Below are 16,558 nucleotides of genomic sequence, written 5' to 3' on the forward strand. Positions count from 1 at the left end.
ATCCTCAACTGATTTGATATGGTAGAAATTGAAACTTTATCGCCCGCCGGTCAAGCCCGTGTTTCGCTCCATCGCCAGATAAGCGCGGCGATCATCGCGACCGTGCCGACAATCCAGCTTGCCACCTTTACCGGTTTTGCCAGAGCCGCCGTCCCGGCGAGAATGTCGCTGCCCTGTTCGTTGACCAGCTGGATCAGCTGGCACACGGTTTCGATATAGTCGGTCAGGCCAAAGACAAAATAGCTGAGCACGCAGAGCAGGCCGACTTTCTTGAGCGTCGGCGAATTGGCCCGCTGCCAGATCAGCCGCCCGCCGATGATGCCACCCGACATATAGAGAGTGATGAAGACCAGATCCGCGATCATGCCCCAGCGCGCCATCGCCAGCGCCCCGGCTGATGCCCAGCTTTCCTGGATCGCATTCACCCGTTCCGCTGTCGCTGCGCTCTGGTGATCGAGTATCCCATTCGGCGCGACAAGCGTTTCAAGCGCGCCGTTCGAGAGGATGAGATAGCCGAAAAGCGCCAGACCGCCGCCCCAGAATATCCAGAAATTACGCCAGTTATACAATTTCGACATCGTCCCTCCTATCCGACCAGAAAGCGCACCATTTCCTGGCTCATTTCCGCTTTGGTCACGCTGCTCATATGGGTGCCGGGAATGGCAACATGATGGCCATTGAGCAAAATCGCCGCCAGTTCTTCCGGATCGCCATTATCGCGATCCTCGCTGCCGCACAGAACCAGTGTTTCGGTTTCTATGCTAGCCGCATCGGCGGGATCCATATCGGAAAAAGTTGCGAGCAACAAACTCGCCGCCACCGGATCGATTTTCTGGCTCTTCATGAACTGGATGGCCAGCCAGTGCGGGTCGCCGCGCTTGGCACTCTCCGTGAGGCGAATTGCTTCCTGGAAAAATTCCTGCCGCTGCTCCCATCCCGCCAGGCCCTGCAATCCCATGCCGGCGAGTATCGCTTTAGATGGATTGGCACCGGTCACCAGCAACCGTGCTGTCGTCCGCGCGCCAAGCGAGAAGCCGCCGAGATCATAATCGCTCAATTGCAGATGCGCGATCAGTGCCAGCACGTCCTTGACCAGCACATCATCAGGATAGGCAGATGGATCATGCGGAGCTTCACTTTCGCCATGGGCGCGCAGATCGGGCATGATCACCCGGAAGCCGGCATCGACCAGAGCCTGGGCGTGACCGAATTTGATCCAGTTGGTGTCGGCGTTGGAAAACAGGCCGTGGAGCAGGACAACCGGACGCCCCTCCCCCATTTCATGAATTTTGAGCTTCACCCCGTCGAAGGACGAGAAATCCCATTTGTCAGCCGTCATGTTCCACTTTCCAAATTGCTGCGCCAGGCGGCCGGATTGTCCGGCTGGGTCAGATGCTGGTCGCTTGCTGGATCCAGTTCGATCCCCGGCTGTTTTTTCGACACCCATAAATGACCCATGGGCGCGATGCCGGACGGATCATCCAGCGTTCCCACTTTCAAGGTAATAGCTTCCGGTGGATTGCTGCCGGAATGCCAGAGCCGCGTGCCACAATCGCCGCAGAAATAATTATATTTGGTCCGCCCGCTGAAGACTGTGCTGACAAAATATGAAGCCGAGCCTTCGACCTGCAGCCTCGCATATTGCATCGGCACGGACATTGAAAAGGCACTGGCGCTCTGTTTCTTGCACTCGCCGCAATGGCAGGCATAGGCAACCGGAATAGGGCCTTCAAACTGGTATCGTATCGCGCCGCACTGGCAGCCACCAGTCAGGAGGTCGCTCATTTCTCGGCAAGGCCTTTCTGCTTCATCCGCCATAGCGCCAGTTCGATCCGGTCCTGCCCGAAAAAGGGTTCGTCCTCGAACACCAGCGTCGGCACGCCCCAGTGGCCAGCGGCTTCGAGAGCCTTCTGGTTTTCGGCGATTTCGGCGTCCAGTCCTTCCGACTGGGTGGAGGCTTCGACGCGCAATTCGGTCAGATCCAGCCCGGCGCGTTCGGCGGCTTTTTCGAGGTGGTCGCCTTCGTTCCAGCCAGCGGTGCCGCCCCAGATCAGCTGCGAAACTTCATTGGCAAATTCCAGCCCCTTGCCGCGCCGCGACGCCGCCTGCCCCATCCGGGTCAGTTCGAAAATATAGGGTTGCTCGTCAGCGATCTTGCGGGTGGCGATATCCTGCACGATCGGGTCGGGATTGGGCGGTGCCATCGATATACCCATATGCTGCGCCACCCGGAACATGTCCCGAAACGTGTAGCCCAGCCAGTTGGGGTGATTTTTCTCGAAAAAATCCGGTTCCCGTATCGCCAGCGGATAAACGAAGCGCTGGTTGATCTTCAGATCATAATCCTGCGTCAGCGCAACATAACGCCGCGTCGCCAGATAGCTGTAGGGCGAGCGGAAGGACCAGTACACGTCTGCTTGTAATGTCATCGCGATCATATGGCACAATCGTGAACCGGCTTCTAGAAATTTCAAAGCTAATCATTGCTTATTATAACATATGTTATTAAATTGCCGGGATGAGCGATAATATGGGATTTCTGGTCGGCGATATTTCCCGTCTGATCCGCCGGACTTTCGACAAGCGGGCCAAGGCAATTGGCATCACCCGTCCGCAATGGCGGGTGCTGACCTGGTTGCAACGGCACGAAGGGATCAACCAGAGCGCGCTGGCCGACATGCTGGAACTGGACGCAATGGCGCTGTGCCGGATGGTCGACCGTTTGCAGGCCGCAGATATGGTCGAACGCCGGGCCGACCCCGCCGACCGGCGCGCGTGGAAATTATATCTCACCCCCAAGGGCGTTGCCCTGACCGAGCAGCTGCAGCCGATTGGCGAGCAATTGCTGCAGGAAGCGCTGCACGATGTGCCGCCGGCGGAACGGGAAAAGCTCCATCATTTGCTCGAACGCTTCCGCGCCAACCTGCAATCCATCGATGACGATGATTCACACGAGAAGCGGACCGCCCATGGCTGACAATCCCAATCCGGACATCGATATCAAGCCTGTGACTGAAGGGCCGACCCCTGACCCCGCCACCCGGCGATCGACTGGCCGCAATATCGGTCGCTGGATATTGATGCTGTCGGTGCCGCTCTTGCTCGCAACATTGGGTATTTATTACTGGATCGCCAGCGACCGTTACGCTTCCACCGACAATGCCTATGTGCAGCAGGATATCGTGTCCATTTCTCCCGAGGTGGGCGGAAAAATCGTGCAAGTGGCGGTCGAGGAAAACCAGCAGGTCGCGGCCGGCGATCTGCTTTTTGCGATAGACCCAGCGCCCTTTGAACTGACCGTCGCGCAAAGCAATGCGCGCATCGCCGCCGCACAAGTCGAAGTCCAGAATCTCCGGACCGATTATCAGGTGAGCGGCGTGGACATAGAGGTCGCGCGACAGGACATTGCCTTCGCCCAGTCCAACTATCAGCGGCAGGCGGCCTTGATGGCGAAGGGCTTTACCACCCGGGCCCGGCTCGACGCCGCCCAGCATGAAGTCGATCTGGCCAGAGCCAGATTGAAATCCGCCCAGGCGGATGTCGTCGCGGCCAGGTCACGCCTGTCGACAGGATCGGCCGCTCCGGGCGAAAATCCGGATGTTGCCGAGGCCAGAGCGGCCCGGGACCAGGCCTTGCTCGATCTGGAACGCACGCGGGTGGTGGCTCCGGTCGCCGGACGGGTCGCCCAGTCTACCCGGCTGCAAATCGGGCAGATGATGGTCTCCGGACTGCCGGCGCTTTCCATCGTGGACGACAAGAATAGCTGGGTGGAGGCCAATTTCAAGGAAACCGACCTCGCCAGGATGAAGGTCGGTCAGAAAGCAAAAATCACCTTCGACGCTTATCCGGAGCTGGAACTCAAGGGCCGTGTCGATAGCATCGGTGCGGGCACCGGATCGGAATTCTCTGTCCTGCCGGCCCAGAATGCCAATGCCAACTGGGTCAAGGTCACGCAGCGCGTTCCCGTGCGGATCAGGATCGTGGATCCCTCGCCGCGGCAGCTGATTGCGGGGATTTCTGCGGAGGTAACCGTCGATCTGCGCACTGGTAAAGAGTGAACGCGCAAAATCCCGATGAAGCAGCGCTGCCGGTAGACAACCGGGTCCTGCTCACCATTGCCGTCATGCTCGGCAATATCATGCAGATACTCGATTCGACGATCGCCAATGTCGCGCTGCCGCACATGCAGTCGGGCTTGGGCGCCACGCTCGACACGGTGACCTGGGTATTGACCAGCTATATATTGGCCTCGGCGGTCGCCATTCCGATCACCGGCTGGGTCGCGGACCGGATCGGATCGCGCAAGCTGTTTCTCTGGTCGATCGCCGGATTCACTCTGTCCTCGCTATTGTGCGCCACTGCTACCAGTTTGGAAATGTTGGTCTTTTACCGGGTGATGCAGGGCCTTTCCGGTGCCTTCGTGATGCCGCTCTCGCAGACGGTCATGCTCGACATCAACCCGCCGAAAAACCATCCCCGAGCGATGGCGATCTGGGGCATGGGCGTGATGATTGCGCCAATCACCGGACCGATCATCGGCGGCTATCTGACAGAAAATTACAGCTGGGAATGGATTTTCCTGATCAATGTTCCGCTGGGCATCATTACTTTCATCATGCTCTGGACACTGCTCCCCTCGCGACCGATTGCCCGGCGCAAGTTTGACCTGTTCGGATTTGCCTTGTTCGCCGCCTTCATGGCCTCTTTCCAGCTGATGCTTGATCGGGGCAATGGCGAGGACTGGTTCGAAAGCTGGGAAATCATCATTGAATTCGGCATTGCCGCCGCTGCCCTGTGGATGTTCGCCATCCACATGTCGACAGCGCGAAATCCGTTCCTGTCGCGCGATCTGTTCCGGGACCGCAATCTGGTCACCGCGATGCTGCTGATGATCGTCGCCGGTGTATCGATGTTCTCCACCATGGCCCTGCTGCCGCCGATGCTGCAGAATATCTATCATTATACCCCTATTGATGCGGGCATAATATTGGCGCCGCGTGGCGTCGGTGTGTTTCTGGGCATGGCCATCGGCAGTCGCCTGGCGACCGTTGTCGACGCACGGTTCGTCGTTGCGACCGGAATGGCGCTGGCTTCCTATTCGGCCTGGATGATGACCGGGTGGAGCCTGGAAATGGACCGCTGGCCGGTGATCACCAGCGGCGTCGTCCAGGGCCTCGGGATGGGCGCGCTATTCGTCACGATGAACATATTGGCTTTTTCCACTCTGTCGTCCGCGCTGCGAACCGACGCCGCCAGCTTGCTCAATCTTTCGCGGACGATCGGGGCTTCGGTCGGGATAGCGGTATTTGTCGGGCTGCTCGGCCGCAACTGGCAGACCAGCCACGCCGATCTCGCCGGCCATGTCACCGAAGCGCGGCTATCCCCGCTCAGCCCGACCAGCATCAACCGGCTCGGACAATATGGCGAACAGGCGATGATGATGATCGACGGCGAGGTGAACCGGCAGGCGCTGATGATCGCCTATCTCGGCGATTTCTGGCTGATGGCGGTGGTTACCGGTTTGTGTGTTCCGCTGGTGTTCCTGATGAAGAAACCCCAGCGGATGAAAGTTGATTCAGCCGAAGCGGCCAGCGCGGCGCACTAGCCCTTCTTCAGATGCTTGCGGCCGAGCAGCTCAGCAATCTGCACCGCGTTGAGCGCTGCGCCCTTGCGGAGGTTGTCGCTGACGCACCAGATATTCAGGCCGTTTTCGACCGTCGGATCTTCGCGCACGCGGCTGATGAAGGTGGCGCCGTCGCCGACGCATTCGACCGGCGTGACATAGCCTTCGTCCTCGCGCTTATCGACCAGCATGATGCCGGGCGCGTCGCGCAGGATTTTCTGGGCGTCCTTGGCGGACAGTTCTTTTTCGAACTCGATATTGATCGACTCGCTGTGACCGACAAAGACCGGCACGCGGACGCAGGTCGCGGTGAGCTTGATCTTGGGATCGAGGATTTTCTTGGTCTCGACGACCATTTTCCACTCTTCCTTGGTGGAGCCGTCGTCAAGGAACACGTCGATATGCGGGATCACGTTAAAGGCGATCTGCTTGGTGAAAACGTGGTTTTCCTTTGGATCACCGACGAAAATCGCGCGGGACTGTTCGAACAGTTCATCCATACCGCCCTTGCCTGCGCCGGAAACCGACTGATAGGTAGAGACGACAACCCGCTTGATTGTCGCTGCATCGTGGAGCGGCTTCAGAGCCACAACCATCTGGGCGGTCGAGCAATTGGGATTCGCGATGATGTTGCGCTTGGTATAGCCGCTGATCGCCTCGGGGTTCACTTCCGGCACGATGAGGGGCACGTCCGGATCCATGCGGTAGAGCGAGCTGTTGTCGATCACCACGCAACCGGCGGCCGCAGCCTTGGGCGCATATTCCTTGGTCGGGCCGGAACCGGCAGCAAACAAGGCAATATCCCATCCGGAGAAATCGAAATGCTCGATATTCTGGACCTTGAGCATCTTGCCGGTGTCGCCAATTTCGATTTCGCTGCCCTGCGAGCGGGACGAAGCGACGGCAGCCAGTTCGTCATAGGGGAATTCACGCTCGACCAGTACGTTGAGCATTTCGCGCCCGACATTGCCGGTAGCGCCAACAACTGCGATTTTGTAACCCATGAAACTTTTCCTGTTGCTGATATTAAAACAGCCGGTTTTCCTGTGGGGAGAACCGGCTGTTTGAAACTTTTTAGAGAAGCGTAGCTTATTTCGCTTCGGTGCCTTTCGCTGGCTGGTTCAAACGGCGTTCCGCAATACGGGCCCGTTTCCCAGTCCGGCCGCGCAGATAGTAAAGTTTCGCACGACGCACGATACCGCGGCGAACCACGGTGATGCTTTCAATATTCGGGGAGTAGAGCGGGAATACGCGCTCGACGCCTTCGCCGAACGACATTTTGCGTACGGTGAAGTTGGAGCCCATGCCGCGATTGGTCCGTGCGATGCACACACCTTCAAAATTCTGGGTACGAACGCGCTCGCCTTCGACGACGCGAACACCGACGCGCAGCGTATCACCAGCGCGAAATTCGGGAACTTCCTTGGACGCTACAAATGCGTCTACTGCTTCTTTTTCCAACGTCTGAATCAGGTTCATGACCTATTCCTTATCTTTATCTTTTTCCTGCGCACCAGAGGGCGACTGATCCGGAGCATCCCTGTGACGCTCCCATAAATCCGGCCGCCTTAGCCGTGTATCTTCCTCTGCCCTTTGTTTCCGCCAAGCAGCTATTTTCGCATGATCCCCCGATCGCAAGACTTCAGGGATAATGCGCCCTTCCCATATTTGAGGTCGGGTATATTGCGGATATTCGAGTATTCCGTGCTCGAAACTCTCGTCATCTCCGCTAGAAGACGCGCCCATTACCCCGGGCAGCAGCCGAATGCAAGCGTCTAAAAGCACCAGCGCGCCCATTTCTCCGCCGGAAAGCACATAGTCGCCGATCGAGACTTCCTCGATTGGCCGGCCTTCGAACAGGCGCTCGTCAAATCCTTCGAAACGGCCGCAGATGATGGTGACGCCGGGGCCGGCTGCGATTTCGCGGACGCGGGCTTGCGTTAGCGGTTTTCCGCGCGGGGTCATGGCGAGGATGGGGGCGACTTGCGGCGGGGGAGCCGTTCGTTCTGAGCTTGTTGAAGCATCGCTCTCCGCTGCATTAGGTCCTTCGGCAGGCTCAGGACGAACGGAATTGGAGAACAACTCCTCCCCGTTTGCGTCGAGCGCCCCCTCCCCGTTCGTCTCGAGCGCAGTCGAGACACCGCTAGCCGCCAGACCGTATCTCGACTGCGCTCGAGACGAACGGACCTTCGCCGCCATTCGCTCCACCGCGTGATCGACCGCTGCCGCCATAATATCAGCCCTGAGCACCATTCCAGCCCCGCCACCCGCCGGCGTGTCATCGACACTGCGATGCTTGTCGGTCGCGAAATCGCGCGGGTTGATCGTATCGCAAGCCCACTTCCCCTCCGAAAGCGCCCTGCCCGCCAGCGATGCGCCGAGTGGGCCGGGGAACATATCCGGGTAGAGGGTCAGTATTTGGGCGTGGAAGGTCATTTATCCCTGCGGGTATTTTTCATTTCCAAGATCACGAAGGTCATGATCGAGATCGCCACGGCCATCGCACTATAGATAACAGTCGATTTAGCCGGACTTTCATAGAGGCCCGGGTCCGCAGAGAAAGCGAGCAAGGCGACGGCCGGTGTCAAAATAAACTGTCCCGCGACGATCGTTATTGCCATGCGGATCGATTGACCGCGCTTCCGGCTCAACTTCCAGCCGGCGAAAGCAGGCGCGGCAACCAGCGCGAAGACCAGCAAGATATAGAATATCGGACCGATCATTGCTCGACGAACGCTGCTTCGACGATTGCCGGATCGCCACTCATGTCGATCGCGATGACCGGCACCATGAATTTTTTGCCATTGGCGCGTTCGATCTCGATCACGTCGCCGGCGCCAAATTCGTAGATGGCGAATATCTTGCCCAGTTCCTCGCCGGCGTCGGAGACGCAGCGGAGGCCGATGATGTCGATATGGTAAAATTCGTCCTCGTCCAGTTCCGGCAAAGCGGAGCGTGGCACGGTCAATTCTGTGCCGCGCGCGGCTTCGGCGCCGTTGCGGTCGGTAATTTCGGCAATCCGCGCAATCGCGCCCATCTTGTGGGGCTTCACGGATTTCAGCGTCATCGCGCCGCCGTTGAACGTCTTGTGCGCCCTGAGACTGTCGAGACTGTCACAGAACAGCTTGAGCCGGACCTCGCCGGTGATCCCGTGAGCGCCGATGACGACGGCGAGCGGGACGGGTTTGTCAAGCGGAGACGTCATAAGCCCCTCCTCTTCAGAGCAGCGGTCGGGGTGGTGGCGATGTGCGAACATCGCGCGCATAGCAAAGCATCGGCTTCGCCAAATCCCACCCCAACCCCTCCCTTGGAAGGGAGGGGCTTAGACATTAGCCTTCAGCCTTTTCTTCGGCTGCTGCTTCTTCGGCCGGTGCTTCTTCAGCAGGCGCTTCTTCAGCAGGAGCCGCAGCGGCTTCCTTGGCCGCTTCTTCAGCAGCAGCGGCTTTTTCCGCTTTCTCTTCGAGGCGCTCGGTGGCTTTTTCGCCTGGCTTGCCCTTGTTCGGGTTGTTGCGCGCTTCACGCTTCAACAGACCGGCGGCATCGAGGAAACGGGCAACGCGATCCGAAGGCTGTGCGCCGTTTTCGAGCCAATGTTTTGCGCGCTCGGTATCCAGAACAACGCGCTTTTCGTCGTCTTTCGCGAGCAGCGGGTTGTAGCTGCCGATCCGCTCGATGAATTTGCCGTCGCGCGGTGCACGGGCATCCGCGATCACGATCTTGTAATAAGGACGCTTCTTGGATCCGCCCCGGGACATTCTCATTGCTACTGCCATTGTAATAGACCTTTCTAAAAATACCAAAATTTCAAATTGTTAGGATTATTTCTTCTTGTTCAATAAATTCGCCAGATCAGGGGGAAGCCCGCCCGGTGACATGTCGGGAAGCCCGGGCATACCGGCCATGCCGCCACCCTGACCGCCCATTCCGGCGCCAGCGGCTCCGCCGCCTCCGCCAAACATCGACATCAGCCCCTTGATCCCGCCCATCTTCTTGATGCGCTTCATCGCCTTGGCCATTTCCTGATGCATCTTGAGCAGCTTGTTGACGTCCTGCACCGTCGTGCCCGAACCGATCGCAACCCGCCGCTTGCGCTTGGCGTTGAGCAGGCCCGGCCGGGTCCGCTCTTCTTTGGTCATCGAACCGATGATCGCGTCCATGCGAACCAGAACCTTGTCGTCCATAGCGCCGCCAGCCATCGCTGCCTTGGCTTTCTTCATACCCGGCATCATCGAGGCCATTGCACCCAGGCCGCCCATTTTGGTCATCTGGTTGAGCTGGGAGCGCAGATCGTTGAGATCGAACTGCCCCTTGAGCATTTTCTCGGCGAGCGCTTCGGATTCTTCCTTGTCGACCACCTGCGCCGCTTTTTCGACCAGGCTGACGACATCGCCCATGCCGAGAATCCGGCCGGCAACGCGTTCCGGATGGAATTCCTCGAGCGCATCGATCTTTTCGCCGACACCTACGAATTTGATCGGCTTGCCGGTAACCGCGCGCATCGAGAGCGCCGCACCGCCGCGCGCATCGCCGTCCATGCGGGTGAGCACGACACCGGTGAGATCGACCTGGTCGGAGAAATTCTGAGCGACGTTGACCGCATCCTGGCCGGTCAGCGCATCGACAACCAGCAGGATTTCCTGTGGTTTCGAAATATCGGCAACCGCCTTCATTTCGTCCATCAGTTGCTGATCGACATGAAGTCGTCCGGCGGTATCCAGCAGAAGTACGTCAAAACCCTGCAATTTTGCCGCCTGCAAGGCGCGCCTGGCAATCTCGACCGGTTGCTGTCCGGCAACGATCGGCAGGGTGGCGGTATTTGTCTGCTCGCCCAGGACCGCCAATTGCTCCTGCGCAGCCGGACGGTTGACGTCGAGCGAGGCCATCATGACCTTCTTGTTGTCCTTGTCCTTCAGCCGCTTGGCAATTTTCGCCGTGGTCGTCGTTTTACCGGAGCCCTGCAGACCGACCATCATGATGATGGCGGGCGGCGCTACCGACAGTTCAAGCGCACTAACCTCGGAACCCAGCATTTCGGCAATACCGTCATTGACGATCTTCACCACCTGCTGGCCGGGGGTCACCGATTTGAGAACCGACTGGCCGACCGCTTTCTCGGTTACCTTCTCGACAAAATCCTTGACGACCGGCAGCGCGACATCGGCCTCGAGCAAGGCAATCCGCACTTCGCGCATCGCGCCGCGAACATCTTCTTCCCGTAGCGCACCCCGGCCGCGCAGCTTGTCGAAGACTCCGCCAAGGCGGTCGCTTAACTTATCGAACATGTTACCGCCTTTCTAACTTCCAAACGGCCCGGTTTCAGGCCAACGCAAAAAGCGCCGATGGGCGAAACCTCGCTGATCGACGTGTGAGTTTTTCGAACTCTAAACAGGATTGGCAATACAAGCATTGCCTGATGTGGCGGTCTATTAGTGCAGTTCCCGCGATATCGCAAGTGCGGATTTTTGGAAGATATGAACAGCCGTTAACCAGAAATTGAGAACTGTTCGGCAAAAGCCTTCCGGCAACAGCGGGAAAACAACTATGGCTCGACCAGCAGCCGACCAACATCTCAGGTTGATGAAAAACGGGTACAAGATATCCGTTGGCCGCGACGTTGTGACCGGCGCCATTGTCATTCTGGCGATACTCATGTTTGCCGGCACCGGCGGTACGGTGCTGTCCGATGCTATCGATTCCATTACCGGCCAGACCAGAGCGGGTGACAACGTCCTGGTCCCCGCTTTCCTGCTCAACATCGCCCTGATCCTGTTCGGCTGGCGCCGCTACAAGGACCTGACGCGGGAAGTCGAGGAACGGGCCGCCGCCGAACAGCGGGCGCACTCGCTGGCCGTGACCGACCCGCTCACCGGTTTGCTCAACCGCCGTACGATCGGCGAAAAGACGGCGGAAATGATCAGCCTCGCGCAACGGCAAAAAAAGAGCATCACATTCATGATGCTCGATCTCGACAATTTCAAAACCATCAATGATGTGCACGGCCATAGCGCCGGCGACGCCGTGCTCAAGCAAGTGGCAGCCCGCCTTTTGCAGGTCTTGCCACCCCATAATCTGCTCGCCCGCCTCGGCGGTGACGAGTTTGCATGCGCCTTTGTATTCGATCCGGAGCAGCCGAGAATGGTCGAACGGATCGCCGACGATCTTATCGAAGCCATCGCAACACCGATTGTCGAGAACGGCATAGAGCTTGCTGTGACCACTTCCATCGGCATGTCACGCTATGATTCGGAATCGGAAGGTGTCGACCTGCTAATGCGCCGCGCCGACATCGCCATGTACAGTTCGAAAAAGCAGGGGCGAAACCGTCATTGCTGGTTTGACGCGAATATGGAACAGGAACTGCAAACGCGCAGTTTGCTGGAGACCGGCATGCGAATGGGCATACCGAACGGGGAATTCGTTCCCTATTTCGAGCAACAGATTGATCTCGCGACCGGCAAATTGACCGGTTTTGAAGTTCTGGCCCGCTGGGAATCCCCCACACAGGGGCTGATCTCGCCTGAAATATTCATCCCGATCGCCGAAGAGACCGGGATGATCGGCGATCTTTCGCTCAGCATCATGCGACAGGCCCTCGACCATGCGAAATATTGGGACGCGTCCGTAACGATTTCCGTCAATATCTCGCCGGTCCAGCTGCTCGATCCCTGGCTGGCGCAGAAAATCGTCAAATTGCTCGTCGAAACCGGATTCCCGCCCAGCCGGCTTGAAATCGAAATCACCGAAAGCGCGCTGTTCGAAAATCTCAGCCTCGCGCAGTCGATCGTCGGCAGCCTGAAAAACCAGGACATCAAGATCGCGCTGGATGATTTCGGTACCGGCTATAGCTCCCTTGCCCATCTGCGGGCCTTGCCGTTTGACCGGATAAAGATCGACCGCAGCTTTGTCTCATCGCTTCTCGGCAATGCCGAAAGCAAGGCCATTGTAAAAGCCATCAATGGCCTCGGCGAGAGCCTTGGCCTGCCGATCACCGCCGAAGGTATCGAGGACAAGGACACCGAAAACGAGCTGCGCAGCATCGGCTGTGCCCAGGGTCAGGGCTGGCATTACGGACGCCCGCTGACGGTCCCGGAAACGCGCAAGATTCTGGCCAAGCGCAATCTGCTGCCGGCGGGGGAACTGGAAGACGCGGCGGCGGCGCAGGCCGCCCCCGGTCCGTCGCCTTCTGACAAGGACCTCATGCAAAAAGCCAGCTAGAATGGTTTGCGACAGGCAATTGCGAGCCGAATTGCTGGACTCCCGGGAACGGCATCCCTAAATCGCCACTCATGACCACAGGACGCTTCCACAAAATGCACGGTTTGGGCAATGATTTTGTCATCATCGATGCGCGCGAGGAGGAACTGACCCTGTCCGGCGCGCAGGTCACGGCCATTGCTGACCGGCGCAGCGGGATCGGATGCGACCAGCTGATCATCCTGCGTCCGTCGGACAAGGCCGATGTAAGAATGCAGATATTCAATGCAGACGGAAGCGAAGTCGAAGCCTGCGGCAATGCCAGCCGCTGCGTCGCCAAACTGATCGGCGCGGAAACCCGGATCGAGACTGCCGGCGGTATCATCGTCGGAAGCGCGACCGAGGACGGTGCGATCGTCGACATGGGCAACCCCCGTTTCGAGTGGCAGTCCATCCCCCTCGCCTATGCCATGGATACGCTCGCCATGCCGCTTGGCTGGGAGGATCTGCAAAATCCTGCCGCCGTCAATGTCGGCAACCCGCATGTGATCTTCTTTGTCGACGATAGCGAAATTGTTGAACTGGACCGTCTGGGACCGATGATCGAAGTGGATCCGCTGTTTCCCGACAAAGTGAACGTCAATGTAGCCCATATTGTGGACGGTACCATCCATTTGCGGGTCTGGGAGCGCGGCGTGGGCCTGACCCGGGCTTGCGGCACCGGAGCCTGCGCGACCGCCGTCGCCGCGATCAGGCGAGGCCTGGCGTGCAGCCCGGTACAGGTCGAACTGCCCGGCGGCTCACTGGTGATCAGCTGGAAAGATGGCGAGAATATCCGGATGCAGGGTCCGACCACCTATGTCTTTGCGGGTGAAGCTGACTGGTCCCAGTTCGGATGAGCGCGCCGGAAATGATCAGCATGGGCTGTCGGCTCAATATCGCGGAAAGCGAGACGTTGCGGCAGAATCTGGCCGCCAACAATATTGACGGCGATAATCTGATCATCGTCAACAGCTGCGCCGTGACCAACGAAGCGGTCAGACAGACGAGGCAAGCCATCCGCCGGGCGAAGAAAGACAATCCGGACAAGAATATCATCGTCACCGGCTGTGCCGCGCAGGTCGATCCGGCGATGTTCGCGGATATGCCCGAAACCAGCGCGGTGGTTGGCAATGTCGACAAATATGACGCTGCCAACTTCAAGCTCGGTCTGCAAAGCAATCGCCCGGACATCCGCGTCTCCGATATCATGCAACTCACGGAGACCGCACCGCACATGGTCAGCGCCTTTGCCGACCGGTCCCGCGCGTTCGTGGAAATCCAGAATGGCTGCGACCATCGCTGCACGTTCTGCATCATTCCCTACGGCCGCGGAAACAGCCGGTCAGTGCCGGCGGGCGAAGTGGTCAGCCAGATTCAGGCTCTGGTGGATCAGGGCTTTCAGGAAGTCGTGCTGACCGGTGTCGATGTCACCAGCTACGGACCGGACCTGCCCGGTGAACCGACGCTGGGCATGCTGGTCGAGCGTATCTTGAAACATGTCCCCGGCCTGCCGCGGCTCAGGCTGTCCTCGCTGGACGGCATCGAGATAGATGATCGCCTGTTCGACCTGCTTACCGGTGAAGCGCGGCTCATGCCCCATGTCCATCTGTCGCTCCAGTCGGGCGACAACATGATTCTCAAACGGATGAAGCGTCGGCACAGCCGTGAGCAAGCGATTGCACTGGTTGAGCGGCTAAAAGCCAGAAGGCCGGAAATCGCCATCGGCGCAGATATTATCGCCGGGTTTCCCACCGAAGATGACGCCATGTTCGCCAACAGCCTCTCGATCATCGACCAATGCGACATTGTCCACGGCCATATTTTCCCTTACTCGCCCAAACAGGGTACACCCGCCGCGAAAATGCCGCAGGTCGACGGGCAGGTAATCAAGCAACGAGCAAAGACATTGCGGGCGGCAGTCAGCCGGCGCGCACGATCATGGCGTCAGTCGCTGGTCGGCTCGAAACAGAATATACTGGCGGAGCTCTCGGGGAATTCCGGCTATTCGGAAAATTTTGCCCGTGTTCGATTTGATGCTCCGGCAGGCAAGAGTGAAATAGTTCCGGTCGAGATCATCGACGTGCAGGACAAACAATTGATTGGCAGGATGTTAGCGTGACCGAGAAAAATAGTTGGAAAGACCGTCTGTTCGGCGGCTTCAGCAAGACATCATCGCGGCTGACCGAGAATCTGGCCGGTTTGGTAACCAAGGCCAAGCTGGACGAGGCCACGCTCGACCATATCGAGGATGCGCTGATCATGTCTGACCTTGGTCCCGCCACCGCGGCTTCGATCCGGGCAAAGCTTGCGGTCGAGCGATTTGAAAAAGGCCTGACCGAAGAAGCGGTGAAGGAAATCATCCAGCGCGAAATCGCCGCGATACTGGAACCCGTAGCGATTCCGCTGGAAATTGACGCCTTTCCCAGGCCCCAGGTAATATTGGTGATTGGCGTCAATGGTTCGGGCAAGACCACAACCATCGCCAAGCTGGCGCATCTGTTTCTCGAACAGGATTATGGCGTGATGCTGGCGGCGGGCGATACGTTCCGGGCAGCGGCCATCGGTCAGCTGAAAGTCTGGGCCGAACGGCTGGGCATTCCGATCATCAGCGGACCGCAGGGCGGCGACAGCGCCAGCATAGTCTATGAAGGCGTCAAACAGGCCACCGCGACCGGTATTGACGTGTTAATCGTCGATACAGCCGGGCGGCTGCAGAACCGCAGCGAGTTGATGGATGAACTGGACAAGATCCGGCGCGTGCTTGGCCGGCTCAATCCGGCGGCACCGCATAATGTGGTACTGGTGCTGGATGCCACGACCGGCCAGAACGCCCTGTCCCAGATCGAGGTTTTCCGGGATGTCGCCAAGGTTACCGGCCTGATCATGACAAAGCTCGACGGCACCGCCCGTGGCGGCGTATTGGTGGCGGCCGCAAAACAGTTTGGAATGCCGATCCATGCCATCGGGGTCGGAGAGAAAATAGAGGACCTGCGCCCCTTCAAGGCCGAAGATCTGGCCGCAGCCATAGCCGGGATAGAAAAATGACCGAAGCCACCGCCATCGAAGAAATCCCGAAAGACCATAGAGGTCTGAGCTTCGCGCTCGATTTCGGCCCCCTGTTGATATTCTTTCTGGTCTACAAGTTCGGCGCGCCAGAGGGCAATCCGATTACCTCTGCCATTTACGGCACGATTGCCTTCATGATCGCGATCGTCATCGCGATGGGTATTTCCAAATGGAAGCTGGGCAAAGTTTCGCCGATGATGTGGATGTCCGCGATCCTCATTCTGGGTTTCGGCGCCCTCACCATCTATTTCAACGATCCGCGGTTCATCCAGCACAAGCCAACCATCATCTATGCCGGCTTTGCCCTGATATTGTTCGGCGGCCTGTTGCGCGGCAAGGCCATGCTGAAAAGCCTTTTGCAGGCGGCATTTGAGGGTCTGACCGACGAGGGCTGGCTGAAATTGTCGCGCAACTGGGCGCTCTTTTTCACGGCCATGGCGGTTGTCAACGAACTGATGGTGGCTACGTTGACCTTTGACTGGTGGCTGACGATCAAGGTCTGGGGCGTGACCACGGCATCGTTCATCTTTGCCATGGCGAATATTCCGATGCTGATGAAGCACGGCTTTTCGGTAGAAGAAAAGCCGCGCCCTGAAGGCCAGGACGCGGCTTGAATTTATAGCGGAGGCTGAT

General features: G+C 58.5%; 19 protein-coding genes. 8 read left to right on the forward strand and 11 right to left on the reverse strand.

Annotation, left to right across the window (positions count from 1 at the left end; translation table 11 throughout):
• Positions 1 to 50: 50 nt before the first annotated feature.
• The 4 genes from CHN51_RS15500 to CHN51_RS15515 are packed head-to-tail and all read right to left on the reverse strand — an operon-like array spanning position 51 to position 2,429.
• Positions 51 to 578 carry a hypothetical protein gene (locus CHN51_RS15500; protein ID WP_100094830.1) on the reverse strand — a complete coding sequence of 176 codons (528 nt, stop codon included), beginning with the start codon at positions 576 to 578 and terminating at the stop codon, positions 51 to 53.
• Between the two features lie 8 nt (positions 579 to 586).
• Positions 587 to 1,339 carry an alpha/beta fold hydrolase gene (locus CHN51_RS15505; RefSeq protein ID WP_100094831.1) on the reverse strand — a complete coding sequence of 251 codons (753 nt, stop codon included), beginning with the start codon at positions 1,337 to 1,339 and terminating at the stop codon, positions 587 to 589.
• Positions 1,336 to 1,785, reverse strand: a complete 450-nt coding sequence (locus CHN51_RS15510; RefSeq protein ID WP_164089238.1) for a GFA family protein — start codon at positions 1,783 to 1,785, stop codon at positions 1,336 to 1,338. The genes CHN51_RS15505 and CHN51_RS15510 overlap by 4 nt, the downstream gene beginning before the upstream one ends.
• Positions 1,782 to 2,429 (reverse strand): DsbA family protein, encoded by a 648-nt coding sequence (locus CHN51_RS15515; protein ID WP_100095688.1) that lies wholly within the window; start codon positions 2,427 to 2,429, stop codon positions 1,782 to 1,784. Before CHN51_RS15515 ends, CHN51_RS15510 begins: the two co-directional genes overlap by 4 nt.
• Positions 2,430 to 2,518: 89 nt before the next feature.
• Here CHN51_RS15515 and CHN51_RS15520 point away from each other — a divergent pair, with 89 nt between their 5' ends.
• The 3 genes from CHN51_RS15520 to CHN51_RS15530 are packed head-to-tail and all read left to right on the forward strand — an operon-like array spanning position 2,519 to position 5,605.
• Entirely contained in the window at positions 2,519 to 2,977 is a 459-nt protein-coding gene (locus CHN51_RS15520) for a MarR family transcriptional regulator (RefSeq protein WP_100094833.1), read from the forward strand.
• The gene (locus tag CHN51_RS15525; protein ID WP_240616769.1) at positions 2,970 to 4,058 is read left to right on the forward strand and encodes an HlyD family secretion protein; all 1,089 of its coding nucleotides are present in this window, start codon (positions 2,970 to 2,972) and stop codon (positions 4,056 to 4,058) included. The genes CHN51_RS15520 and CHN51_RS15525 overlap by 8 nt, the downstream gene beginning before the upstream one ends.
• Positions 4,055 to 5,605: a DHA2 family efflux MFS transporter permease subunit gene (locus tag CHN51_RS15530; RefSeq protein WP_240616770.1), complete on the forward strand. Its 1,551-nt coding sequence runs from the start codon at positions 4,055 to 4,057 to the stop codon at positions 5,603 to 5,605. Before CHN51_RS15525 ends, CHN51_RS15530 begins: the two co-directional genes overlap by 4 nt.
• Here the strand turns inward: CHN51_RS15530 and CHN51_RS15535 are convergent.
• The 7 genes from CHN51_RS15535 to ffh all read right to left on the reverse strand — a co-directional run bounded on the left by CHN51_RS15535 (position 5,602) and on the right by ffh (position 10,905).
• Positions 5,602 to 6,627 carry an aspartate-semialdehyde dehydrogenase gene (locus CHN51_RS15535; RefSeq protein ID WP_100094834.1) on the reverse strand — a complete coding sequence of 342 codons (1,026 nt, stop codon included), beginning with the start codon at positions 6,625 to 6,627 and terminating at the stop codon, positions 5,602 to 5,604. The genes CHN51_RS15530 and CHN51_RS15535 overlap by 4 nt on opposite strands.
• 85 nt (positions 6,628 to 6,712) lie before the next feature.
• Complete coding sequence (rplS, locus tag CHN51_RS15540; RefSeq protein WP_100094835.1) at positions 6,713 to 7,102, reverse strand: 50S ribosomal protein L19; 390 nt, start codon at positions 7,100 to 7,102, stop codon at positions 6,713 to 6,715.
• 3 nt (positions 7,103 to 7,105) lie between these two features.
• Positions 7,106 to 8,059 carry a tRNA (guanosine(37)-N1)-methyltransferase TrmD gene (gene trmD, locus CHN51_RS15545; protein WP_100094836.1) on the reverse strand — a complete coding sequence of 318 codons (954 nt, stop codon included), beginning with the start codon at positions 8,057 to 8,059 and terminating at the stop codon, positions 7,106 to 7,108.
• The gene (locus CHN51_RS15550; RefSeq protein WP_100094837.1) at positions 8,056 to 8,346 is read right to left on the reverse strand and encodes a hypothetical protein; all 291 of its coding nucleotides are present in this window, start codon (positions 8,344 to 8,346) and stop codon (positions 8,056 to 8,058) included. The genes trmD and CHN51_RS15550 overlap by 4 nt, the downstream gene beginning before the upstream one ends.
• The gene (gene rimM / locus CHN51_RS15555) at positions 8,343 to 8,828 is read right to left on the reverse strand and encodes a ribosome maturation factor RimM (RefSeq protein WP_100095691.1); all 486 of its coding nucleotides are present in this window, start codon (positions 8,826 to 8,828) and stop codon (positions 8,343 to 8,345) included. The genes CHN51_RS15550 and rimM overlap by 4 nt, the downstream gene beginning before the upstream one ends.
• Positions 8,829 to 8,952: 124 nt before the next feature.
• The gene (gene rpsP / locus CHN51_RS15560; RefSeq protein WP_100094838.1) at positions 8,953 to 9,396 is read right to left on the reverse strand and encodes a 30S ribosomal protein S16; all 444 of its coding nucleotides are present in this window, start codon (positions 9,394 to 9,396) and stop codon (positions 8,953 to 8,955) included.
• 45 nt (positions 9,397 to 9,441) lie between these two features.
• Complete coding sequence (ffh, locus tag CHN51_RS15565) at positions 9,442 to 10,905, reverse strand: signal recognition particle protein (protein WP_100094839.1); 1,464 nt, start codon at positions 10,903 to 10,905, stop codon at positions 9,442 to 9,444.
• A 259-nt stretch (positions 10,906 to 11,164) separates the two neighbouring features.
• Between ffh and CHN51_RS15570 the strand changes: the two genes are divergently transcribed.
• The 5 genes from CHN51_RS15570 to ispZ all read left to right on the forward strand — a co-directional run bounded on the left by CHN51_RS15570 (position 11,165) and on the right by ispZ (position 16,539).
• Complete coding sequence (locus CHN51_RS15570) at positions 11,165 to 12,838, forward strand: EAL domain-containing protein (protein WP_240616771.1); 1,674 nt, start codon at positions 11,165 to 11,167, stop codon at positions 12,836 to 12,838.
• A gap of 71 nt (positions 12,839 to 12,909) precedes the next feature.
• Positions 12,910 to 13,716 (forward strand): diaminopimelate epimerase, encoded by an 807-nt coding sequence (gene dapF / locus CHN51_RS15575; protein ID WP_100094840.1) that lies wholly within the window; start codon positions 12,910 to 12,912, stop codon positions 13,714 to 13,716.
• Entirely contained in the window at positions 13,713 to 14,978 is a 1,266-nt protein-coding gene (mtaB, locus tag CHN51_RS15580; protein ID WP_100094841.1) for a tRNA (N(6)-L-threonylcarbamoyladenosine(37)-C(2))-methylthiotransferase MtaB, read from the forward strand. Before dapF ends, mtaB begins: the two co-directional genes overlap by 4 nt.
• Complete coding sequence (ftsY, locus tag CHN51_RS15585; protein WP_100094842.1) at positions 14,975 to 15,904, forward strand: signal recognition particle-docking protein FtsY; 930 nt, start codon at positions 14,975 to 14,977, stop codon at positions 15,902 to 15,904. Before mtaB ends, ftsY begins: the two co-directional genes overlap by 4 nt.
• Complete coding sequence (ispZ, locus tag CHN51_RS15590; RefSeq protein WP_100094843.1) at positions 15,901 to 16,539, forward strand: septation protein IspZ; 639 nt, start codon at positions 15,901 to 15,903, stop codon at positions 16,537 to 16,539. The genes ftsY and ispZ overlap by 4 nt, the downstream gene beginning before the upstream one ends.
• Positions 16,540 to 16,558: the final 19 nt, after the last annotated feature.

It is taken from the genome of Sphingorhabdus sp. YGSMI21 (assembly GCF_002776575.1).
Lineage (GTDB): Bacteria > Pseudomonadota > Alphaproteobacteria > Sphingomonadales > Sphingomonadaceae > Parasphingorhabdus.